Source organism: Aquitalea sp., assembly GCF_030150775.1.
GTDB lineage: Bacteria > Pseudomonadota > Gammaproteobacteria > Burkholderiales > Chromobacteriaceae > Aquitalea > Aquitalea denitrificans.
Genome location: NZ_JASLFG010000037.1, coordinates 26,220 through 48,251 on the forward strand (window position 1 = coordinate 26,220; position 22,032 = coordinate 48,251).

Consider the following 22,032-nt stretch of genomic DNA (forward strand, 5'->3'; position numbering starts at 1 on the left):
AACTGTTCTGCCCGGGCGCTACCCCCAAGGGGTGAGTGGCCTCACCCATCAAGGCGATGGGCGGGGCCGGGTGGCCTGCCTAGACTGTGGCCATTGCATGTCAGTCTGTCTTTGAGTCGTGACTGGCAAAACCCGACAGGAGAGTAGCATGTTGTCATCGAAAGATCTGTCATTCTGGACGGCTTGTGCCACCGGCCTGCAGCCTGTTTCGCAAGCCTATATTGATGGCCGCCTGCAAGACGCCGCGGATGGCCGCCAGTTTGCCAGCATCTGTCCGCACACCGGACGTACCGTTGCCATGGTGGCGCGCTGTGCACAGGCGGATGTTGACCTGGCAGTGAGCGCCGCACGACGCAGCTTTGAGGCCGGGGACTGGTCGCGCTGCCATCCGCGTGAGCGCAAGCCGGTGCTGCAAAAGCTGGCACAACTGCTGCGCGACAACGCCGATGAGCTGGCCTTGCTCGATTGCCTGGACATGGGTAAGCCGATTTCCGATGCGCTGAATATCGATGTGCCGGCCACGGCAGCCTTGTTCGACTGGTATGCCGAGGCCTGCGACAAGCTGTATGACGAAGTGGCCCCCAGCGGCCCGGATGCGCTGGCGCTGGTGACGCGCGAACCGGTGGGCGTGGTTGCGGCGGTGATTCCGTGGAATTTCCCGCTGGACATGGCTGCCTGGAAAGTGGCACCGGCGCTGGCGGCAGGCAATAGCGTGCTGCTGAAACCGGCCGAGCAGTCGCCGTTGTCTGCCATCCGTCTGGCGCAGCTGGCCAGTGAGGCCGGTCTGCCGGATGGTGTGCTGAATGTGCTGCCAGGCTATGGCGAGGAGGCCGGGCAGGCGCTGGGCCTGCATCCGGACATCGACTGCCTGTCGTTTACCGGCAGTACCGAAATCGGCAAGCGCTTTCTGGCGTATTCCGCTGCGTCCAACATGAAGATGGTGTGGCTGGAGTGTGGTGGCAAAAGCCCGAATCTGGTGTTCGCCGACTGTGCCGATCTGGACGCGGCGGCACGCAAGGCGGCCTTCGGCATCTGCTTCAATCAGGGCCAGGTGTGTTCTGCCAGCTCGCGTCTGCTGGTGGAAAGCAGCATCCACGACCGTTTTGTCGAAAAAGTGCTGACCGAAATGGCGCATTACCAGCCGGGCAATCCGCTGGACCCGGCCACGCGGCTGGGCACGCTGGTGGATGCCGGGCATACCGGCCGGGTGCACGGTTTTATCGAGGACGGCGTGCGGCAGGGCGCGCGCTTGCTGGCTGGTGGTGAGCGGCTACGTATTGGTGACAGTGACTGCTATTTGCAGCCCGCCCTGTTTACCGGGGTGACGCCGCAGATGCGCATCGCCCGCGAAGAGATTTTCGGCCCGGTGCTGTCGGTGCTGCGCTTTGACAGCGAGGCCGAAGCCATTGCCATGGCCAATGACAGCATCTACGGCCTAGCGGCTGCGGTATGGACCGACCAGCTGCAGCGGGCCCACCGCGTGGCGCGTGCCTTGCGCGCCGGTACTGTCTCGGTCAACACCGTGGATGCGCTGGACCCCGGCGTACCGTTTGGCGGCTGCAAGCAGTCCGGCTTTGGCCGCGATCTGTCCCTGCATGCGCTGGACAAGTTCAGCCAGCTTAAAACCACCTGGATCAGCCTGTAAGCCGGTGCCCCGGCATGGAGACCTCAATGCGCACTAATCAAAATCAACGCAGTACCGCCGACTATCAGGCCATGGATGCCGCCCATCATATTCATGCCTTTCTGGACCAGAAAGCCCTGAACGAGGAGGGGCCGCGCGTCATCACTCGTGGCGAAGGGCTGTATGTGTGGGACAGCGAGGGCAAGCAGTATCTGGACGGGATGTCCGGCCTGTGGTGCACCAATGTCGGCTATGGCCGGCAGGAGCTGATTGATGCCGCCACCCGGCAGCTCAAGGAGCTGAGTTACTACAATATGTTTTTCCACACCACCCACCCGGCGGTGGTGGAGTTGTCCGAGCGGCTGTTTTCCCTGCTGCCCGGCAGTTACAGCCATGTGATTTATACCAACTCCGGTTCCGAAGCCAATGAGGTGCTGATCCGCACCGTACGCCGCTTCTGGGATGTGATGGGGCAGCCGGACAAGAAAATCTTCATCGGCCGCCAGAACGGCTATCACGGCTCCACCGTGGGCAGCGCCTCGCTGGGTGGTATGGCCTTCATGCACGAGATGGGCAATCTGCCGATTCCGGGGGTTGAGCACATTGACGAGCCGGACTGGTTCCGTCACGGCGGCAGCCTCAGCCCGGCGGAATTCGGCCTGCAGTGCGCCCGCGCGCTGGAGCAGAAAATCCTGCAGCTGGGTGCGGACAAGGTGGCGGCGTTTGTGGCCGAACCCTTCCAGGGCGCCGGTGGCATGATTTTTCCGCCGGAAAGCTATTGGCCGGAAATCCAGCGCATTTGCCGTCAGTACGATGTGCTGCTGTGTGCCGACGAGGTGATTGGCGGCTTTGGCCGTACCGGCGAATGGTTTGCCCATCAGCATTTCGACTTCCAGCCCGACACGCTGAGCATTGCCAAGGGGCTGACCTCCGGCTACATCCCCATGGGCGGGCTGGTACTGTCGCGGCGCATGGCGCAGGCCCTGATCGACAAGGGCGGAGTGTTTGCCCATGGCCTGACTTATTCCGGTCACCCGGTGGCTGCCGCGGTGGCACTGGCCAATCTGGATGTGTTGCAGGGTGAGGGCATGGTTGATGCCGTCAAGCAGGATACCGGCCCCTATCTGCAACGCTGCCTGCGTGAAGTGTTTGCCGGCCACCCGCTGGTGGGTGACATCCAGGGCACGGGCATGGTGGCGGCCTTGCAGCTGTGCGAAGACAAGGCTAGCCGCAAGCTGTTTGCCAATGAAGACGATATCGGCTGGCGTTGCCGCAGCCATGGTTTTGACGAGGGGCTGATCATCCGCTCCACCCATGGCCGCATGATCATGGCACCGGCACTGGCTATTTCCCGCAGCCAGATTGATGAACTCTTGACCAAAACCCGGCGGGCAGTCGATCGCACTGCCCGCGAGCTGGGCATGTTGTAAGCCCTGCCACCGGCATCCTCTCAGAGCCGTTCAGCGGCCATTCCTTGCCGGGACCACTCCTTCAGCACAGCGCCATTGTTCCCGCCACCGGTCAGCCTGGCCGGTGGACGGGTGTTGCCCGTCCGCACTACAGGAGTTTCACCATCATGCGCTTCACACCCACCCTGCGCCGTCTTGCCTCCGCCACGCTCTGCTGTCTTGGCCTCACCGCCCAGGCGGCCGAGCTGCATGTCTACAACTGGTCGGACTATATCGGCGAGCAAACCATTGCCGGCTTCGAAAAACAGACCGGCATCAAGGTGAAATACGATGTCTACGACAGCGATGACACCCTGCAGGCCAAAATGCTTACCGGCCGCGCCGGTTACGACGTGGTGGTGCCCACCTCAAACTACATGGCGCGTCAGGCTGCCGCCGGCATCTATCAGCCGCTGAACAAGGCGCTGCTGCCCAATCTGGCCAATCTGGACCCGCAGCTGATGAAAATGGTGGCCAGTGCCGACCCTGGCAATAAATACGGAGTGCCCTATGCCTGGTTTACCGACGGGCTGGGTCTGAACCTGAACAAGGTCAAGGCGGCGCTGGGCAATGATGCGGCGCTGGATAGCTGGGACCTGCTGTTTGACCCGGCCAGGGTGGGCAAGCTCAAGAGTTGTGGCGTGTCGATGCTGGATCAGGCCAGCGATGTGTTTGCCATCACCCTGCATTACCTGCACAAGGACCCGAACAGCAAGAACCCGGCCGATTATCAGGCGGCGTTTGAAACCCTGAAGAAAATCCGCCCCTATATCACCCAGTTCAACTCGTCCGGCTATATCAATGACCTGGCCAATGGCGATGTGTGTCTGGCGGTGGGCTGGTCGGGCGATATCGGCATTGCCCGGCGCAGGGCGGCAGATGCCGGTAAGCATTACCAGATTGCCTACGTCATTCCGAAGAGCGGCGCCCCGTTTTCGGTGGACATGATGACCATACCGAAAGATGCGCCCAACCCGGCGGCGGCGCACCAGTGGATCAACCACATCCTGCAGCCGGATGTGGCCGCAGGTATCACCAACAAGGTGTTCTACCCCACGCCCAATATCCCGGCGCGCAAACTGGTGCAGCCCGCCATTGCCAGTGATGCCGGCATCTACCCGCCGCCCGCGGTGATGCAGACACTGTTCCTGCTGCAACCCTTGCCAACGGATATCCTGCGCTTGCAGAACCGCTTGTGGACGCAACTGAAAACAGGGCGTTGAAACCGTGGCAAATCCTGTAATCCGGGATGTTGCTGCTGGCGAGGCCGGAATCCGTGACAGTGGCGAAGCAGGGCGGATTATCAATCGTTACCGTTGAATATCCGGGCTGGGCGGGGTAGTCTCTGCAGCCGTCCCGTTACTGCCGTGCAGATGGCTGCAGGCAAGGGATGAACAGGAGACAGCAATGCGAGTACAGGCAAATCCGGCCGATATCGGTCGTTGTGGCTGTGGCCGGCGCGACTATTGTGATGGTAGCCATGGCCTGACCGAAGAGCAGTGGCAGGCCCGGCTGGCCGAAGAGCAAAAGCAGGCAGACGAGCAAGCCGCCGCTGCGGACTTTGGCGACGATTGAATGCCAGTCTGAGCTGGCCTTGCTCAGTCAAGCGCAAACAGCCCGCACATCCGGCAGGATGGCGGGCTGTTTGTCTGGGGGAGGCTTATTTCTTTTTGTCGCCGCTATTTGGCGGCGGCTGCAGGTAGCTGGCCATGCCTTGCAAGGAGTTCTGCATGCTGGAAAGGTGCTCCAGTGCCAGGCCTTGCAAGTCTTCCTGTGCCTTGGTCAGGATGCTGCAGAACTCGCCAGAGCATTCCATGGCCCGGTTGGCATTGGCTTTGGCCAGATCGCTGATCTGGCTGATGGCTTCTTGCGGGGTGCTGGCCTGACTCAGCGCGTGCAGCGACCTGGCGTAATTGTCCAGATGCTCGCGGCTGGTGCTGATCTGGAAATTGACCAGCTGTTCGACGTTGTTCATGGAAACTTGCAGGAATTTCAGCGTGATATCCACGCCGGCAGTCTGATTAGGCTGCTTGGACTTGTCGTTGGATGACATGGTGCTTCTCCTTGGGGACTGGACGGTATCGGGGAGGGCAGTTGTTGCGCGTGCAACAACTGCTTGGAGCACACCTGCCGTCAATCGTTCAGCATTTTTCCTGTCCAAGAGGAGTGGCCGACCCGTGAAAAGGAACCGGGGCGGTCAGTGCCGCGCCAGCGCCGCTTCAGCCAAGGGCGCGGGCAATGAAATTGCGCGGTACGCGCGACTTGGGTACCCGGCCGCTAAACCAGTTGCGTACATCCTGATCCAGCCCGATGCCGTGCATGAAGTTGTACAAGGCCTTGTTGAGCGCCTTGCCCATGGCGTCGTGATCGGTGCCGGTGGGGTCGATGAAGCCGACATCATTCTTGGCGAAGCTGACTGGCGGCAGCGGGCGCAGGGTGACGCCGTATTCTTCCGGATTCTGGCCTACCGGCGAGTGCACGGTGCAGGCAAAGCGGTGGAAGAAGCCGGACTGGATGCAGCCGGTATCAAACAGCTGGCGCACGTATTCCAGTGCATCCACCGTGTCCTGCACTGTCTGGGTGGGAAAGCCGTACATCAGGTAGGCATGCACCAGCACACCGGCTTCGGTAAAGCTTTGCGTCACCCGCGCCACCTGTTCCACCGACACGCCTTTTTTCATCAGCTTGAGCAGGCGGTCCGAGGCCACTTCCAGCCCGCCGGAAATGGCAATACAGCCGCTTTCTGCCAGCAACTGGCACAGCTCCGGCGTGAAGGATTTCTCGAAGCGGATATTGCCCCACCAGGAAATGGACACATTGCGGCGCAGCAGCTCTTCGGCCAGGGCGCGCAGCATCTTGGGCGGGGCAGCCTCGTCGACAAAATGGAAGCCGGTCTGGCCGGTTTCGGCAATGATGGCTTCGATGCGGTCCACCAGGGTGCTGGCAGAGGCGGTTTCGTAGCGCGAGATGTAGTCCAGTGTCACGTCACAGAAGCTGCATTTCTTCCAGTAGCAGCCGTGTGCCACGGTCAGCTTGTTCCAGCGCCCGTCGCTCCACAGGCGGTGCATGGGGTTGAGCATGTCCAGCAGCGACAGGTAGCGGTCGATGGGCAGGCCGTCCCAGGTAGGGGTGCCGACTTCCTCGAACGGAATATCGGCTTCCATCATGTTGATGTAGCGCACCTGGCCGTCTTCGCGCATGAAGGTGCGCACCAGCCTCGATGCCGAGCGTTTGCCTTGCAGGTGTTCCAGCAGGGCCAGCAGCGGTTTTTCGCCATCGTCCAGCGTGATGAAGTCGAAGTAATCGAACACCCGTGGTTCTTTGAGTTCGCGCAGTTCGGTGTTGACGAAGCCGCCGCCCAGCACGGTGCGGATGGACGGCCAGCGCGCCTTGATGGTCTGGGCGATGCGGAAGGCTGCATACACCGAACCGGGGAAGGGAACCGACAGCAGCACGATGTCCGGCTGATGACGGGTAATGGCTTCTTCCACCAGTTGCTGCAAGGTGTCGTCCACCAGCGAAGGCTTGCCGGCCAGGGCACGCGCCAGCGGGTCGAAGGTGGGCTGGCTCATGGCCAGCGATTCGGCATAGCGCACGAATTCAAAACGCTCATCCACCGCCTCGCGCAGCACATCGGCAATGTCATTCAGGTACAGCGTGGCCAGATGGCGGGCGCGGTCCTGCTGGCCCAGTGCGCCAAAGGCCCAGGCCAGCGGGTCGCCACCATAAGGGTCGTCCGGGTCCACATACACTTCCAGCGCGGCAAAGCGCTCGCCTTCCGGCAGGAAATTGCGGCCGCAGATGCGGTGGGCCACGGTAGAGTCACGCCCTTGCAAAAAGGCAATGATCGGGCCGATGGTGGCCAGGTAGCGCTCGAACTGGCCGACAAAGCTGTGCAGCTGTGCACTGCGTTTTTTCGGTGGAATGGCGTCAACCTGCTGGCGTACGGCCTGCAGGCCACTTGCCGAGAACAGTCGCAATACCAGCTGCAAGGCCAGGTCTTCCTGAAAGGCCGTGACCTGGCGCGAGCGCAGAAAGCCGGTGATATAGGCGGTGGACGGGTAGGGCGTGTTCAGCTGCGTCATCGGCGGGATGAGCGACAACACGCGTGGCGACGCATTGGCTGTGGACGTCTGCATGGGGGTGGTATTCAACTGCATGGCTTTCATTGATTGCTGCGGCCCGCCGGGGCATCGGGTTTAGCGGCGACAGGCGGTATTCATGATGTGCGCGGTGCGGTGGCCAGGCTGGCCAGTAACTGTTCGACCGCCTGCAGGCTGTCGGGCCGTACCAGCCGGGCCATTTCCTGCCCGTCTTGCAAGAGCACCAGCGTGGGCCACAGCTTGACCCTGAAGTTGCGGCCCAGGCGACGGCCTTTGCCGTCCTCTATCTTGAGGTGCGGCAAGTCCGGGTACTGCTGCATGGCGCTGGCCAGCAAGGCTTGTGCTGCCTGACAGTGTGCGCACCAGGGCGCACCGAATTCCAGCAGTAGCGGGCCGTGCTGCGCCGCCAGTTGCTCGGTGCCGGGTTCTTGATCCAGTGGGCTGAAGCTGCTGCAAAAGGCCATGACGGGCTCCTGTCGGCAAAGGCAGCAGAGGATAACACTGTTGTGCAAAAACGGCCCGGCTTCCTTGTGCGGAAAGACGGGCCGGTTGCTGCCGTGCGACAGGCTCAGCGGCTGGCGAGCTGGCTGCTCAGTCGTGATAAAAACGCATCGCAAGCGGCCAGTTGATCCAGCGCCAGCCATTCGTCCGGCTGATGCGCTTGGGCGATATCGCCAGGGCCGCATACCACGGTGGGAATGCCGCAGCGCTCGGCAAACAGCCCGCCTTCGGTGCCAAAGGCAATCTTGCGTGGCGGAGTGTGGTCGTTCAGCAAGTCCTGCACAAAGCGCACGACGTGGGCGTCCGGCGGGGTGAGCAAGCCCGGATAGCTGGTTTTTTCGCTGAAGCCAAAGCCGCAGTCGGGGTCGACTGCCTGCATTTCCGGCTGCAACACCTGCAGGGCATGGTTGCGGATGGTGTCCAGCAGGCTTTGCGGCGGGTCTTCCGGCAAGTGGCGGATTTCAAAGTCGAACTGGCAGTGCGCGGGGATGATGTTCAGCGCGGTGCCGCCTTGCATGGTGCCGACGTGCAGGGTGCTGTAAGGCACTTCGTACAAGGGATCGAAGGGGCCGTGCTGACGGCGCTGGCGGGCCAGGCTGCGAATGAAACTGACCAGCTCTGCGGCGTATTCCACGGCATTCACCCCGGCAGTCGGATTGCTGGAGTGGCCTTCGTGCCCACGTGCCGTCACCCGCCAGGCAGTCTTGCCCTTGTGGGCGGCCACCAGCTTCATTTGTGTCGGTTCGCCGATGATGCCCATTGCCGGCAGTACCGGTAGTCCACCCAGCACTTCCAGCAGGCGGCGCACGCCGATGCAGCCGATTTCTTCGTCATAGGTGAAGGCCAGGTGTACCGGGGTGTGCAGCTGGCTTTGCGCCAGTTGCGGCACCTGGGCCAGCACGCAGGCCAGGAAGCCTTTCATGTCGGCCGTGCCGCGGCCATAGGCCCGCTCATCGCGGATGTCCAGCTGGAACGGGTCGCTGTGCCAGTGCTGGCCGTCTACCGGCACTACATCGGTGTGTCCGGCCAGCATTACGCCGGGGCGGTCGGTGGGGCCGATGGTGGCGTACAGATTGGCCTTGCTGCCGTCTTCGTTTTCCACGATGTGGCTGCTGATGCCGTAGCCGGCCAGGTAGTTTTTGACAAAGCGGATCAGCTGCAGATTGCTCAGCCGGCTGGTGGTGTCAAAGCCGATCAGCGTGTTGAGCAGGGTCAGGGATTCCATGATGTTGATTCCGGTGATGGGCGGGGTGCTGATTACGGGTGGATGGTGCATGTGGGGTGTGCGGTATTTTACACCCCGGCAACAGCCCTTGCCGTTGTCTGGGCATTGTTCTTGCTGGGTCAGGTGCGGGCGGTGATGCGGCTTGCTGCTTCAGGCCTGCTGGTTGACAAGGCGAGTGTAGGTAGCCACAGTGAATACCGAAAATATTATTATTTTTTCAGCTGGATAGATAAAAATTATGCAATATACCCTGCGGCAACTGGCTTACCTGGTGGCGGTGGCGGATCACGGCAGTGTGACTGCTGCAGCCAATGCCTTGTACACCTCGCAGCCGGGGATTTCCAGCGCCATTGCCCAGCTGGAGGAGCAGTTCGGCCTGCAGTTTTTCATCCGCCATCATGCCAAGGGGGTGTCGCTGACCCCGGCCGGGCAAAGCTTTGTCGCGGCGGCGCGCAACCTGCTGGCACATGCGGACGACCTCAGCCAGCATGCCAGTGCGCTGAGCCAGTCCTTGCAAGGCACGCTGGCGCTGGGTTGCTTCACCACCATTGCCCCCTTGTTTCTGCCGCGCCTGCTGGCCGCCATGCGCGAGTCCTACCCCGATATCACGGTACAGCTGCACGAGGGCGATACCGGCCAGTTGCAGCAGGCACTGCTCAGCGGGCAGACCGAGCTGGCCTTGCTGTACGACCTGGATCTGGCCCCCAGCCTGTACCGGCAGACGCTGCAAACCGTGCTGCCCTATGCCGTGCTGCCGGCCAGTCATCCGCTGGCCACGCAAACGGCAGTGTCGCTGCATGATCTGGCCGATTTGCCCATGGTGTTGCTGGATCTGCCGCATAGCCGGGAGTATTTCCTGTCGGTATTCCGTCTGCACAATCTGGAAGCACGGGTACGCCACAAGACGGTGAGTTTTGAACTGGTGCGCGGCCTGGTGGCGGCGGGCAATGGCTATGCGCTGCTCAACCTGCGCCCGCAAACCCGGCAATCCTATGCTGGTGATGCCCTGGTGTACCTGCCGATTGTGGAGGACGTCCCGGCCTTGAATATCGTGCTGGCATGGCCACAAGAGCTGCGGCTGACCCGGCGTGCAGAGGCTTTTGTTTCGCTGTGCGAGCAGAGCATCAGCCGCTTGGGTTGAGCGCGGTTTTGGTGCATCGCAAAAACCGATGCAGTTGACAAGGTAAAGCTATTTTACCAATGCCCGCTGCTGTCCCTACAGTGTGCTTGCAGCCGCCCACCTGGCTGCGTCTCCTGTAAGGATTTGCCATGCCCTCATTCAAGCATTGTCGTGTTGCAGCCGTAGTTGGCTGCGTATTGCTGGGCGCAACCGCCCAGGCTACCGAACTGACCGTGGTGTCATTTGGTGGTGCCAACAAGGAAGCCCAGCAAAAGGCCTATTACCAGCCCTTTGCCGCCAGCAGCGGCATCAAGGTGGTGAGTGGCGATTACAACGGGGAAATGGCGCGGGTACGTGCCATGGTAGACAGCAAGCGGGTGAGCTGGGATGTACTGGATGTCGAATCGCCAGACCTGCTGCGCGGCTGTGACGAAGGCATGTTCGAAAAGCTGGACTACCGCCGCATCATCAAGCCGGCCGAACTGCTGCCTGGTGCCGCCCAGGCCTGTGGCATGGCGGCCTACGCCTGGAGTACCGTGCTGGCCTATAACAGCGACAAGCTCAAGACCGCCCCGCGTTCCTGGGCCGATTTCTGGGACGTGAAGAAATACCCGGGCAAGCGCGCCTTGCGCAAAGGGGCCAAGTACACGCTGGAAATTGCCCTGATGGCAGACGGGGTGGCACCGCATGATGTGTACAAGGTGCTCAATACCCCGGCAGGCCTGAATCGCGCTTTTGCCAAGCTGGACCAGCTCAAGCCTTATATCCAGTGGTGGGAGGCCGGGGCCCAGCCTGCGCAATATCTGGCTGCTGGCGATGTGGTGATGAGTTCGGCCTATAACGGCCGCATCAGCGCGGCGCAGAAGGAAGGCGGCAAACAGCTGCAAATGGTGTGGAACGGCAACATCTACGATTACGACTACTGGACCATTCCCAAGGGCAGTCCCAATCTGGATGCCGCCTACAAGTTCCTGGCCTTTGTCAGCCAGCCGGGCGCACAGGCCGAATACGTGAAGGGCATCAGCTACGGGGTGAGTCACCGCAAGGCCCCCGCGCTGATCGACAAGGGCATACTGGGCAATCTGCCCACTGCCCCGCAAAACCTGAAGCAGGGCGTGGCGATTGACAGCAGCTTCTGGGTGGATCACGGCGAAAACCTGGAGCAGCGCTTCAACGCCTGGGCGGCGCGCTAAGCCCAGCGGCCATGGCCGGGCTGGCGGATGGCCCGGCGCATGGCGAAAATCAGGGCAAGGGGCTTGCCAAATGGCATGACTCGTTTACAATGCCACCCGTCATCAGGGAGTAGCCGCCCTCCGAATGCGAGAGGGACGTGTGTCAACAGACTTGCCGGTTCCGGCATGGCACACGTGGTCCGAGACTTGGCGAGACTTTTGACCGTAATGCTCTGCATGGCCGGGACGCATTGCGGTCACTCGTTTTCGCGTCCCGGCCATGGAGAACACTTGATGCAGTCTTTTCTGGTATCCACCGGTGTAGTAGCCCTGGCCGAAATCGGCGATAAGACCCAACTGCTTTCCCTGATTCTGGCGGCGCGTTACCGCAAGCCTGTTCCCATCATTCTTGGCATTTTGCTGGCCACGTTGGTCAACCATGCCGGTGCCGGTGGCCTGGGTGCCTGGCTGTCCACCGCGCTCAGCCCCAATATCCTCAACTGGACGGTTGTCGCTTCCTTTGCCCTGATGGCTGGCTGGATTTTGATTCCCGACAAGCTGGATGAGGGTGAAATCGTCATGCCCAAGCGCCAGATGGGGGTGTTTGCCACCACCGTGTTTGCCTTTTTCCTGGCGGAAATGGGTGACAAGACGCAAGTGGTGACCATTGCGCTGGCAGCGCGCTTTCATGACTTCATGCCGGTGGTGGCTGGCACCACGCTGGGCATGATGCTGGCCAACGTGCCGGTGATCTATCTGGGCAGCCGTTTTGCCGATCGCCTGCCCACCAAGGCCGTGCATATTGTCGCTTCGCTGATTTTTGTGGTGCTGGGGGGGCTGGCGCTGATGAATGCCATCAATGGTAACCAGCTGCTGGGTTGATCTGACTTGCTCCGGTAGTAAAAAACGCCGCCCGGCCTATGCCGCAGCGGCGTTTTTGCTGTCTGCCTCCTGATGGGTATCAGGCCAGCAGGCTGGCGAGGTTGCTGGTGGATTGCTGCATCTGGGCCAGTGTGGCGTTCAGCGTGGTGTATTGCTGCAGATAGGAAGCGCGCAAGGCATCCAGATTGGTCTGGATTTCCGTCTGATGGCTGGTTTCGTCGGTAACGCTCTGGTTCAGGTCGTTCTGTTTGGTCACTACGATGCCGGTTGGTCCCAGCAGATTGTTGATGGTGCTGTTGAAGCGGTCGGCAAAACCGGTGCTGCTGCTGTTGCCAAACAGGTTGGCCACGGCGCTGGGGTTGCTGGTGAGTGCCTTGTTGAAGGCAGTCTGGTCCAGTGCCAGCGTGCCGTCCTTTTGCAGGGAAATGCCCACCTGTGACAGATAGGCATAGGAAGTGCTGGCATTCACGCCTGCTACCTGTGTCTGCAATACCGAGGACAGCTGGTCCTGGATGGACAGCAAGGAGTCGTCGCCCTTCATGTCACCGTTAAAGGCACTGTTAACCGTGCTGTACACCTTGTTGTAGGCATCAACAAAACCTTGCAGGGTGCTGGCAATGCCGGAGGTGTCCTGGGCCATGCCGATGGTGACCTGGCCTGTTTTCTCCAGGTTTACCGTGGCGCCATTGATCACCCCGGTAACGGCATTGCTGCTGGATGAAACATTGACGCCATTTACGGTCATGAGGGCATCGCTGGCGGCAAGCGACTCGCTGGTTGCGGTGCTACTTTGCTGCAAACCAGCCAGGGTGTTGCCGCTGGTGTTGCCACTATCGGTCCCGCCAGCGGTGACACTGAAAGCATTGGCCGAGCCGGAATTGGCCGAAGCAATCACCAGCGAGTAATTGCCGTTGTACTGCACGATGGAGGCATTGACCCCGGCATTGGCCGAGTTGATGGCATCGGAAATATTTTGCAGGCTTTCACCGCTGCTGCCGCCGTTGTTCAACTGCACGGTGGTGCTGGTGCCGGCTACGCTGAAGGTGAGCGAGGAGGGCGCGCCACTCAGGGCCGCGGTGGCGCTGGTAATGGGCTGTCCGCTGCTGTTTTGGTCGAATACCAGCTGGCGCGACTGTGCCAGCTTGCTGACATTCAGCTGGTAATTGCCGGCAATCCCTCCGGTGCTGGTGCTGACGGATGCAATGGTGCTGTCCGAGCTTGTGGCCTTGAAGGTTTGCAGGAAAGCACCGGAAGACAGGCTGCTGACCGATGATTGCAAGGCGGATAGCGCAGAGCTGATCTGGCCCATGTCGCTCAGGTCGGTCTTGTAGGTGGAAACCTTGTTCTGGCTATCGGTAAGCGGTTGCTGCTCAACCGACATCAGCTGGCTGACAATGGACTGAACGTCCAGTGGGCCGGCGGTCGTGGTAATGGATGCTGAACTCATGCTGTTCTCCTTGCTGTCCGCAGATAGGCAGACAGGCCCTGTTCAGGCTCTATCTGCATTATCGGGCGGGAGAGGGGGCAGCTTGATGGCAAATCACCGTTAAAAGATGTTGCCAACTGTTAAGGTTGTCACAAATTGTCAAACAGGCTGTCGGCAGCATTGCCGTGCCAGTCAGTTGCCGGATCAGGAAGACCCAGAAGATGAACCGGCGGAGCTGACACCAGCCATCAGACCGGACAGATTGCTGGTGGATTGCTGCATCTTGGCCAGGGTTGCGTTCAGCGTGGTGTACTGACGCAGGTAGTTGGCCTGCTTGTCACTCATCTTGGTTTGCAGCTGAGTCTGGTGGCCGGTTTCATCCGTTACGTTCTGGTTCAGATCATGTTGCTTGGTCACGACTATCCCCGCTGGTCCCAGCAAATTGTTGATGGTGGTGTTGAAGCGGTCGGCAAAGCCGGTATTGCTACTGTTGCCGAACAGATTGCCCACGGCTGTCGGTTTGTTGCTAAGCGCTTTGTTGAAAGCGGACTGGTCCAGCGACAAGGTGCCGTCCTTTTGAATGGAAATGCCCACCTGCGACAAATAGGCGTAGGAGGTGACCGGGTCGGCCCCGCTGACCGGGGTTTGCAATACCGCGCTGAGTTGGTTGCGGATTGATGTCAGTGCCGCATCCCCCTTCATGCTGCCGCCGGACGCATTGTCCAGCGCGCTTTGCACCTTGTTGTAGGCATCAACAAACCCCTGCAGTTTGCTGGCAATGCTGCTGTTGTCCTGCGTCATGGTGATGGATGCTTCACCGGACTTCTGCAGGCTGATGGTGGCACCGTTGATCACGTCGCTGACGGTGTTGCTGCTGGACGATACATATACGCCATTCACCGTGAGTGAGGCGTCGCTGGCATCGCTGGATTCACTGATGGCGGTGTCGCTTTGCTGCAAGCCGGCCAGGGTGTTGGCGCCGGTTTGCGTCAGGCTGCTGTCGCTGCCGCCAGCGGTAATGCTGAACGCACTGTCCGAGCCTGATTCGGCGGAAGCAATCACCAGTGAATAGCTGCCTTTGTAATGCACGATGGAGGCATTGACGCCGGTATTGGCAGCATTGATCTTGTCGGCGATGTCCTGCAGGGTGACGCTGGCCGGTGTCGCGGTGGTGGTGCCATCGCTGCTGCTGGCGTCGGTTGCCGTGGTGCTGACCGGGTCGCGCAGCTGCACGGTGGTGCTGTTGCCACCCACTGCAATGGTGAGTGAATCAGGAACATTGGCCAGCGCAGTACTGGTGCTGGTAATGGATTGCCCGTCCGATGTAGTGTCGAACACCAGTTGACGTGGCTTGGCCAGATCTTCCACATTCAATTGGTAGTTGCCGGCAAGGCCGCTACCGTTGGTATCCACCGTGGCGATGGTGGCATCCGAGGTGCTGGCTTTCAGGGTATGCAGGAAATTGCCCGATGCCAGGTCGTTGACTGCGGTTTGCAGGCCGGACAAGGCGGAACTGACCTGCCCGATATCGCTGAGTTTGCTGTTGAAGGTTTTTAGCTTGGTCTGACTGGTGGCGAGCGGCTGCTTTTCCACCGTCATCAGTTGACTGACGATGTTCTGCACGTCGAGCGGGCCGGCGGAGGTGGTAATGGATGCGCTGCTCATCTTGTCTGTGCTTGCCTTGAGGGTGAGGGCATGACGGACACATGCCGGTACGCACGATTATCCCTGAGCGTGAAGCTGGCAGGATGGGCAAGACAGGTCAAAAAATGTTTGCTTTTGCAAATAGGGTAAGGATATGTAAAAAGCAGGCCGGTACCTGCCAGTGCGGATGGGACTTGGGATGGGTGTTGCTGGACAGAAGGTGCGCCGGAGTGCCTGCTGGCCGCTCCGGCGCGGTTGTGGCGAGCAGCTCAGACGCCCAGTTTGTCACGCAGCGAATAATACCAGGCACCCATGGCGGTGAATGGTACCCGCAGTAGGTTGCCACCCGGGAAGGGGTAGTGAGGCAGGGTGGCGAAGGCATCGAAACGCTCGGCCTGACCACGCAGCGATTCAGCCATCACCTTGCCGGCCAGGTGGGTGTAGGTAACGCCATGACCACTGCAGCCCTGGGAGTAGTAAATATTGTCGCCAAGGCGGCCAACTTGCGGCAGGCGCGACAGTGTCAACAGGAAGTTGCCTGTCCACGCATAGTCAATCTTCACATTGCCCAGTTGCGGGAATACCTTCAGCATTTTGGGACGAATGATGGCTTCGATATTGGCCGGATCACGGGCACCGTAAACCACGCCACCACCAAAAATCAGTCGCTTGTCTTGGCTCAGACGGTAGTAGTCCAGCAGATAATTGCAGTCTTCCACGCAGTAATCCTGCGGCAACAGGCTGGCGGCCAGTTCGTCGCCCAGTGGTTCGGTGGTGATCACCTGCGTGCCGCAAGGCATGGATTTGGCGGCCAGTTCCGGCAGCAGATTGCCCAGGTAGGCATTGCCGGCGACAACCAGGAAGCTGGCCTTTACCCGGCCTTGCGGTGTGGTAACCACCGGCTGTTTGCCGCGTGCAATGCTCAGCGCCGGGGATTGCTCGTAGATAACCCCTCCCAGTTGCTCTACGGCAGCGGCTTCGCCCAATGCCAGGTTAAGCGGATGGATGTGGCCGCCGCTCATGTCCAGCATGCCGCCCACGTACTGGTCGGTAGCCACAATGCCGCGCATGTCGTCCTTGCCCAGCAGTTGCAGTTGCTTGTGTCCGTAGCGCTCCCACAATGCCTTTTGTGATCGCAAATGCCCCATCTGCTTTTCACTTAGCGCAGCAAACACGCCGCCGTCTTTCAGGGCGCAATCGATGTTGTATCGGGCAATGCGCTCGCGGATGATCCGGCCGCCTTCAAATGCCATGTCGCCCAGCAGGCGGGCTTGGGGGCCACCTACACTGCGCTCGATCACGTCGATGTCGCGGCTGTAACTGTTGACGATCTGGCCGCCGTTGCGACCGGATGCGCCAAACCCAACCCGGGCTGCCTCCAGGACGGTAACCTTGAAGCCGCTTTCCAGCAGAAAGAGTGCAGTGGAAAGACCGGTGTAGCCGGCTCCGATGATGCAGATGTCGGTTTCGATATCGCCTTGCAGGGCCGGACGGGACGGGACCGGATTAGCAGAGGCGGCGTAGTAGGATTCTGGGTAGCTGGTTTGTGGCATTTCGTTAAACTTTTTCGTTTAATATTTTGCACATGCCAGATGATTCTAGCCCAGACTCTCTGCCGTTGCCAATAAATTTGATCAAATATTTGTTTGTTGCGACTGATTGGGGGGTGCCATGGCTGGGGCGCTTGGCTGCGGTGAGGAAGGGGCTGCGGGCGGGTGAGGGGGCGGTCTGAAGGCAGGACACCTGCAATGGCAACTGTCCTGCAAGCAATGGCTTATTTGTTGTGCTGATGGCCGCCAACGGTTTCTTTCACCTGGCCGGTCACTGCGGAGCTTTGTTTCTTGTTTTTCTTGTGTTTTTCTTTCTTTTGTTCTTGTTGTTTGATTTTCGCGTGATCAGCTTGCCAGGCTTTTACCTCGCTGGCGGTGGGTTGCTCCTGATGCAGCTTGTTGGCCAGTACCGGGCCGGCAACGAAGGTGGTGATGAGCGCAAGTGCGGCATATTTCATGAACGTCTCCTGAGTGGTGGGCTGAGTGGATTTGTCCGTTACCGAACAGGAGACAGTCTATGAATTCACCATGCGCTGATTAAGCGGCTTAGTCCTAATCTAATTAATCTTACTTCCTGCAACTTCATAAGATATTTCCTTGGTTAGTTTCCAACTACTTCCCGGATGTGGTGCGAATGCAAACGGAAACCATGTCATCTGACTGTCGTAATTAACAGTGATGCTCAGTGTTAAGCTTGGCCATATCCGAATCATTGTGACCAGTTTTACAGCTGGCGATTTCAAGAAAGTGTTGCAAGTAATGAGCCTGTCTATTGTCAGCAAAACCTATGGCGCTGATCAGGTTGGCTTGATCAGCGGTTTTCGTTTTGCTCCCGGTCAGCGTGGGGAAGCCATCGAGTCGGATGAGGCACTGGATTTCCTGCGGGATAGCCAGGGTGAGGATGGCTTTGTCTGGCTGCATTTCAATCTGGCACATGTCGCGTGCGAGCGCTGGATGCGCGCCAACCTTGACTTGCCTGAGGGCTTCGACGAAATGTTGCATGCCGGTGGTGGCTCCACCCGCATTGAACCGTCAGACGGCATGTTGCTGGCGGTCATCAACGATGTGGCGCTGGGTTTCGGTGTGGTCAGTTCGGATGTGGCCACCCTGTGGGTGGCAGCCGGTGCGCGGCTGCTGGTTACGGCGCGGGTGCGACCGCTGCGTTCGGTGGACAGGCTGCGGGGGGCGGTAAAGGCCGGGGAGGTGTTCCCTTCGGCGCGTTCGCTGTTGTTTCACCTGATGCAGGATCAGGCCGATGTCATGGCTAGCATCGTGCGAGAAACCACTTGCAAGGTGGATCATATCGAAGACCGGCTGTTGGCCGAGCGGCTGCAGGATCATCGTGCAGAGCTATCCAGCATGCGGCGCACGCTGGTGCGCATGCAGCGTCTGCTGGCCCCGGAGCCGGGGGCTTTGTTCCGGCTGCTGAACCGCCCGCCGATCTGGCTGGCCGAGCCGGATGTGCAGGCCTTGCGTGAATCTACCGAAGAATTTTCCTTGGTGCTGAACGATCTGGCCACGCTGGTGGAGCGCATCAAGCTGTTACAGGAAGAGCTGGCTGCCAAGTTGAACGAGCAAACCAACCGCACCTTGTTCACCCTGACCATGGTGACGGTGTTGGCCTTGCCCATCAATATCGTGGCCGGCTTTTTCGGTATGAACGTAGGGGGGGTGCCGCTGGCCAATCACCCACATGGTTTCTGGGTGTTGGTGGCACTGGTGGCCAGCTTTACCTTGCTGGCCGGGCGGTGGGCCTTTAGCCGTCAAGCGGCACGCTGAGTAGGTAGGTCGCTTGATTAACCCTGTAGCGGGTGGGTGAACTTGTGGGCAGTCTGGCGTACAATAGCGCGTTTTACGCCACCGTCTGCGGCCGGTGGAATCTTATCCAGTCAGATTTACAGCAAGGTATAGCATGAGCGGTTTGCCCAATTGTCCCCAGTGTGGTTCCCAGTTCACCTATGAAGACGGCGCCATGCTGGTGTGCCCGGAGTGCGCACACGAATGGTCGGCCCAGGCCGAAGCGGCCGGTGAAGAACAGGGCCGTGAAGTGCGCGATGCCAATGGCAATCTGCTGCAGGATGGCGATACTGTTACCGTGATCAAGGACCTGAAAGTGAAGGGTTCTTCACTGGTGGTCAAGGTGGGTACCAAGGTAAAGAACATCCGCCTGGTGGATGGTGACCACGATATCGATTGCAAGATCGATGGCATCGGTGCCATGGGTCTGAAGTCTGAGTTCGTCAAGAAAGCCTGATTCTTCTGCGTCCGGTTTCCTGCAAAAAAGCACCCGCTAGCGGGTGCTTTTTTCATGTCGCGACGCATATGCTGCCTTGCAGGTGCACCGGCTTTGCTACCATGCCATTTTTCTGTCTGCCTGATTCATGATGATTTCCATTTTCGGCTATTCTCCTCCGCGCACGTGCCAGCTGATTGGCTTTGCCATTCCGGTGATGCTGGCTGCACTGGCAACTCCATTGATGGGGCTGGTGGATACTGCTGTGCTGGGCCGGCTGGGCAGCCCGGTGGCGCTGGCTGCAGTTGCCGTGGGTGGCAGCATTTTCACTGTCTTGTACTGGTGTTTCAGCTTTCTGCGTTTCACCACCACCGGACTGGTGGCACAGGCATCCGGACAGCGCAGCCCGGATGCCGTGGTTCTGGCAGGCCTGCGTCCCATGCTGGCCGCGTTGCTGGGTGGGCTTGGCCTGTTGCTGTTGCAGCAGCCTCTGTTGTGGCTGGCCCTGCGTCTGCTGGCACCGCCGGCAGAGGTGGCCAGGCTGACGCATGATTATTTTTCTGCCCGTATCTGGTCTGCACCGTTCACCTTGTTGTCCTATGCCCAGTTCGCCTGGCTGTTGGGACTGGGCAAGTCACGCCAGGTCATGGTGTTGCAGCTGCTGATGAATCTGCTTAATGCGTTGCTGGCTGTTTGGCTGGTATCGGTGCTGGGCTGGGGTGTCGCTGGTGCAGGCTGGGCCACGGCGATTGCCGAAGCGGTGGGTTGTGTGCTGGCCTGGCGGGTGATGCTGCGTCAGGCTCCGTGGCCGCAATGGCAACAGGCCTTGTCCCGCTCTGGCGGACGGGCCGCCTGGCGGCAACTGTTTGCTGCCAATATCGACATCATGGTCCGTACTCTGCTGTTGACGGTGGCGTTTGCCTTGATGACGCGTAGCGGCGCGCAGCTGGGTACGCTGACGCTGGCGGCCAATCAGCTGCTGCTACAGGCCTTCATGGTGTGTGTCAGTCTGCTGGACGGCTTTGCCGTGGCAGCCGAGGTGCATGGTGCGCATGCCATCGGTGCGCAAAGTCGTAACGGGTTACGGCTGGTGGTGCGGCGATGTGCCTGGCTATCGCTGGGATGGAGCAGTGTGCTGGCGCTGGGCATGGCCTTGTTGGGGCTGGTTTATCTGCCCTGGATGACACCGGACCGGCAGCTGCAGCAACTGGCAGCACAGTACTGGAGCTGGCTGGTGGTTTTGCCGCCGGTATGCATCTGGGCCTTTTTCTGGGATGGCGTGTTCATGGGCGCCATGCGTACCGCCGTGCTGCGCAATGGCATGTTGTTGAGCTTTGCGATGTACCTGCCTGCGCTGTTGCTGTTGCAGGGCCTGCTGGGTAATCACGGTATCTGGGCTGCATTGCTGGTGTTGATGGCGATGCGCGGCATTCTGCTGACCCTGGCATGGCCACGCTTGCGGGACAGTGTGGGAGTCAATGCATTGAGCGGGGGGCAGTAGCCTGCTGCGGCAGCGCTATAATCAGCCGCAGTGCAATCAGGAGCATGGATGGTGACATTGAGCAAGGAAGAGTCTGCAGCCTTGCAGGCTTCGATCAGGCAAGTCAGTCAACGGGTGGCGCGGGAGCTGCAGGCCAGGCCCGGAGTGGGGCATGCCTTGCATTTCATCAGCCATCTGCACGCAGGCATCGACAAGATCGTGATGCAAGCAGAGCAGCGCGGTCAGGCGCCCGCCTGTCAGGCTGCTTGCAATAGTTGTTGCTATCTGCGTGTGGAGGCCAGTCAGGCCGAGGTGCTGCTTATCGCCCGCCATCTGCGACAGGGTACGCTACCGCAGTTGCAGGAGATACGGCAGCGCCTGTTGCAGCGTCAACAGCACATGCAGGCCGCTACTGCGCCATTAGCTCGCCTGGCTTGTGCATTCCTGCAGGATGGCCTGTGCAGCATTTACCCCTTGCGACCGGCCAGTTGCCGCAAGGCTCATTCGTTTTCCGCAGCTGCCTGTCACACACAGGCAGCTGAAATTCCGCAAGACCTGTCCATTACCCTGGCGGCAGAGGCCTTGCAGCGTGGTACGGCTGCAGGGTATCGACAGGCTGGACTGGCGGCTGACCCGCTGGAACTGACTGCCGCCATGTTATGGGCGCTGGACGATGCTGGTGCAGAGGAAGGCTGGCTGGCCGGGCAGGGTGATCGGGCAGGTTAGCGTACGCGCAGGATGTTTTTCACCAGCCGTGGCTGTGCCGGGTTGGGCAGTTTGCTTTCCTGGTGGTGTTCTGCCAGCAAAAGCAGTATTAACAGTAATCCCAGCAGGCAGGCGGTTTTTGCAGATGACATGACAGGTGAGCGAGGGGCAGCAGTTTCTGCAGATGAGAAGCGGCTGATTGTACGCCTGATTTCATGCTAAGAGAATGCGGCTTGATCTGCGGTCAGTTCGAATACAAAGGAAGTCAACGATGGAAAGCTGGTTTGTCTGGGCCTTGTGCTCGGCGGTGTTTGCCGCATTGACTGCGGTTCTGGCCAAGCTGGGGCTGCGCGGGGTGGATTCTGACCTGGCCACGCTGATACGTACCGGCATCATTGCCATGGTGCTGTCGCTGTTTGTCTGGCTTACCGGAAAATGGAGCAACCCGCTGCAGCTTTCCGGCAGGACCTGGTTGTTTCTTGGCCTGTCCGGCTTGGCAACCGGAGCCTCCTGGACCTGCTATTTCCGCGCCCTGCAACTGGGCGAAGCCAGCAAGGTGGCCCCCGTGGACAAGCTTAGCCTGGTACTGGTGGCTGTGTTTGCCGTGCTGTTTCTGGGGGAGCGTCCGGCTCCGCGCGAATGGCTGGGCATTGCCCTGGTGGCGGTGGGGGTGCTGGTGCTGGCGATCCGCCGCTAGCAGCGATGGATCGGTTCTGGTTCAGGCGGGGTGGCAGGAGCGGCATTGCAGCACAGGCTGGGCCTGCTGCTCTTGCAGCCATTCGTAGAAAGCTTGATCCAGCAACCAGGCATCGTTGCCATGCCGCAGAACCCACATTGGCCCGCCACAGGGGCCAGTGCAACGTCCGGCAATGTCGTAAACGCCAGCAGGCATACGTCTGACGGACTCGAATTCGGGCAA

The 22,032-nt window shown here is 60.1% G+C and carries 21 protein-coding genes and 1 riboswitch; of the genes, 12 read left to right on the plus strand and 9 right to left on the minus strand.

The genetic code is table 11. The features are described from left to right. Window positions 1-148 precede the first annotated feature (148 nt). The 4 genes from QVF59_RS13160 (at window position 149) to QVF59_RS13175 (ending at window position 4,647) form a co-directional block, all read left to right on the plus strand. Window positions 149-1,645, plus strand: a complete 1,497-nt coding sequence (locus tag QVF59_RS13160; RefSeq protein ID WP_287880497.1) for an aldehyde dehydrogenase — start codon at window positions 149-151, stop codon at window positions 1,643-1,645. Between the two features lie 26 nt (window positions 1,646-1,671). Beyond that, a complete protein-coding gene (locus QVF59_RS13165; RefSeq protein ID WP_287880500.1) occupies window positions 1,672-3,054 on the plus strand; it encodes an aspartate aminotransferase family protein in 1,383 nt (460 codons plus the stop codon). A 146-nt stretch (window positions 3,055-3,200) separates the two neighbouring features. After that, window positions 3,201-4,295, plus strand: coding sequence for a polyamine ABC transporter substrate-binding protein (locus QVF59_RS13170; RefSeq protein ID WP_287880503.1), 1,095 nt, complete (start codon window positions 3,201-3,203; stop codon window positions 4,293-4,295). A 184-nt stretch (window positions 4,296-4,479) separates the two neighbouring features. Beyond that, window positions 4,480-4,647, plus strand: coding sequence for a hypothetical protein (locus tag QVF59_RS13175; protein ID WP_156156973.1), 168 nt, complete (start codon window positions 4,480-4,482; stop codon window positions 4,645-4,647). Between the two features lie 85 nt (window positions 4,648-4,732). Here the strand turns inward: QVF59_RS13175 and QVF59_RS13180 are convergent, their stop codons facing one another. The 4 genes from QVF59_RS13180 to argE all read right to left on the minus strand — a co-directional run bounded on the left by QVF59_RS13180 (window position 4,733) and on the right by argE (window position 8,901). Next, on the minus strand, window positions 4,733-5,125 hold the full coding sequence (locus QVF59_RS13180) for a phasin family protein (protein WP_287880507.1): 393 nt from the start codon (window positions 5,123-5,125) through the stop codon (window positions 4,733-4,735). Between the two features lie 166 nt (window positions 5,126-5,291). Further along, window positions 5,292-7,211, minus strand: coding sequence for a B12-binding domain-containing radical SAM protein (locus QVF59_RS13185; protein WP_287880509.1), 1,920 nt, complete (start codon window positions 7,209-7,211; stop codon window positions 5,292-5,294). An 80-nt stretch (window positions 7,212-7,291) separates the two neighbouring features. Beyond that, window positions 7,292-7,639, minus strand: a complete 348-nt coding sequence (locus tag QVF59_RS13190) for a thioredoxin family protein (protein ID WP_287880511.1) — start codon at window positions 7,637-7,639, stop codon at window positions 7,292-7,294. Window positions 7,640-7,743: 104 nt separating this feature from the next. Beyond that, window positions 7,744-8,901 (minus strand): acetylornithine deacetylase, encoded by a 1,158-nt coding sequence (argE, locus tag QVF59_RS13195; RefSeq protein WP_287880513.1) that lies wholly within the window; start codon window positions 8,899-8,901, stop codon window positions 7,744-7,746. Window positions 8,902-9,139: 238 nt separating this feature from the next. On the opposite strand from argE, the gene QVF59_RS13200 reads away from it, so the two are divergent. From QVF59_RS13200 to QVF59_RS13210, 3 genes are all read left to right on the plus strand, one after another. Then, window positions 9,140-10,042 carry a LysR substrate-binding domain-containing protein gene (locus QVF59_RS13200; protein ID WP_287880516.1) on the plus strand — a complete coding sequence of 301 codons (903 nt, stop codon included), beginning with the start codon at window positions 9,140-9,142 and terminating at the stop codon, window positions 10,040-10,042. A gap of 128 nt (window positions 10,043-10,170) precedes the next feature. Continuing rightward, window positions 10,171-11,214: an ABC transporter substrate-binding protein gene (locus tag QVF59_RS13205; RefSeq protein ID WP_287880517.1), complete on the plus strand. Its 1,044-nt coding sequence runs from the start codon at window positions 10,171-10,173 to the stop codon at window positions 11,212-11,214. 92 nt (window positions 11,215-11,306) lie between these two features. After that, a riboswitch (yybP-ykoY riboswitch) is annotated at window positions 11,307-11,476 on the plus strand. An 11-nt stretch (window positions 11,477-11,487) separates the two neighbouring features. Beyond that, the gene (locus QVF59_RS13210) at window positions 11,488-12,075 is read left to right on the plus strand and encodes a TMEM165/GDT1 family protein (protein ID WP_205677541.1); all 588 of its coding nucleotides are present in this window, start codon (window positions 11,488-11,490) and stop codon (window positions 12,073-12,075) included. 79 nt (window positions 12,076-12,154) lie between these two features. On the opposite strand, the gene fliD (QVF59_RS13215) is transcribed toward QVF59_RS13210, so the two are convergent. From fliD (QVF59_RS13215) to QVF59_RS13230, 4 genes are all read right to left on the minus strand, one after another. Further along, entirely contained in the window at window positions 12,155-13,522 is a 1,368-nt protein-coding gene (gene fliD, locus QVF59_RS13215) for a flagellar filament capping protein FliD (protein ID WP_287880519.1), read from the minus strand. A gap of 183 nt (window positions 13,523-13,705) precedes the next feature. Continuing rightward, window positions 13,706-15,166, minus strand: coding sequence for a flagellar filament capping protein FliD (gene fliD / locus QVF59_RS13220; RefSeq protein ID WP_159876978.1), 1,461 nt, complete (start codon window positions 15,164-15,166; stop codon window positions 13,706-13,708). Between the two features lie 248 nt (window positions 15,167-15,414). Continuing rightward, complete coding sequence (locus QVF59_RS13225; protein ID WP_159876976.1) at window positions 15,415-16,698, minus strand: NAD(P)/FAD-dependent oxidoreductase; 1,284 nt, start codon at window positions 16,696-16,698, stop codon at window positions 15,415-15,417. Between the two features lie 221 nt (window positions 16,699-16,919). Beyond that, complete coding sequence (locus QVF59_RS13230) at window positions 16,920-17,153, minus strand: hypothetical protein (protein WP_159876974.1); 234 nt, start codon at window positions 17,151-17,153, stop codon at window positions 16,920-16,922. 301 nt (window positions 17,154-17,454) lie between these two features. Between QVF59_RS13230 and QVF59_RS13235 the strand changes: the two genes are divergently transcribed. The 4 genes from QVF59_RS13235 to QVF59_RS13250 all read left to right on the plus strand — a co-directional run bounded on the left by QVF59_RS13235 (window position 17,455) and on the right by QVF59_RS13250 (window position 21,134). Continuing rightward, window positions 17,455-18,474: a transporter gene (locus QVF59_RS13235; RefSeq protein WP_287880523.1), complete on the plus strand. Its 1,020-nt coding sequence runs from the start codon at window positions 17,455-17,457 to the stop codon at window positions 18,472-18,474. A gap of 133 nt (window positions 18,475-18,607) precedes the next feature. Then, window positions 18,608-18,949 (plus strand): zinc ribbon domain-containing protein YjdM, encoded by a 342-nt coding sequence (locus QVF59_RS13240; RefSeq protein WP_045847365.1) that lies wholly within the window; start codon window positions 18,608-18,610, stop codon window positions 18,947-18,949. A gap of 127 nt (window positions 18,950-19,076) precedes the next feature. Further along, window positions 19,077-20,429 (plus strand): MATE family efflux transporter, encoded by a 1,353-nt coding sequence (locus QVF59_RS13245; protein WP_287880527.1) that lies wholly within the window; start codon window positions 19,077-19,079, stop codon window positions 20,427-20,429. Between the two features lie 48 nt (window positions 20,430-20,477). Further along, window positions 20,478-21,134 carry a YkgJ family cysteine cluster protein gene (locus tag QVF59_RS13250; RefSeq protein ID WP_159876968.1) on the plus strand — a complete coding sequence of 219 codons (657 nt, stop codon included), beginning with the start codon at window positions 20,478-20,480 and terminating at the stop codon, window positions 21,132-21,134. Here QVF59_RS13250 and QVF59_RS13255 read toward each other — a convergent pair. Next, the gene (locus QVF59_RS13255) at window positions 21,131-21,265 is read right to left on the minus strand and encodes a hypothetical protein (protein WP_276608570.1); all 135 of its coding nucleotides are present in this window, start codon (window positions 21,263-21,265) and stop codon (window positions 21,131-21,133) included. The genes QVF59_RS13250 and QVF59_RS13255 overlap by 4 nt on opposite strands. Window positions 21,266-21,384: 119 nt before the next feature. Between QVF59_RS13255 and QVF59_RS13260 the strand changes: the two genes are divergently transcribed. Beyond that, a complete protein-coding gene (locus QVF59_RS13260) occupies window positions 21,385-21,810 on the plus strand; it encodes an EamA family transporter (RefSeq protein ID WP_159876966.1) in 426 nt (141 codons plus the stop codon). The last annotated feature ends 222 nt before the right edge of the window (window positions 21,811-22,032 follow it).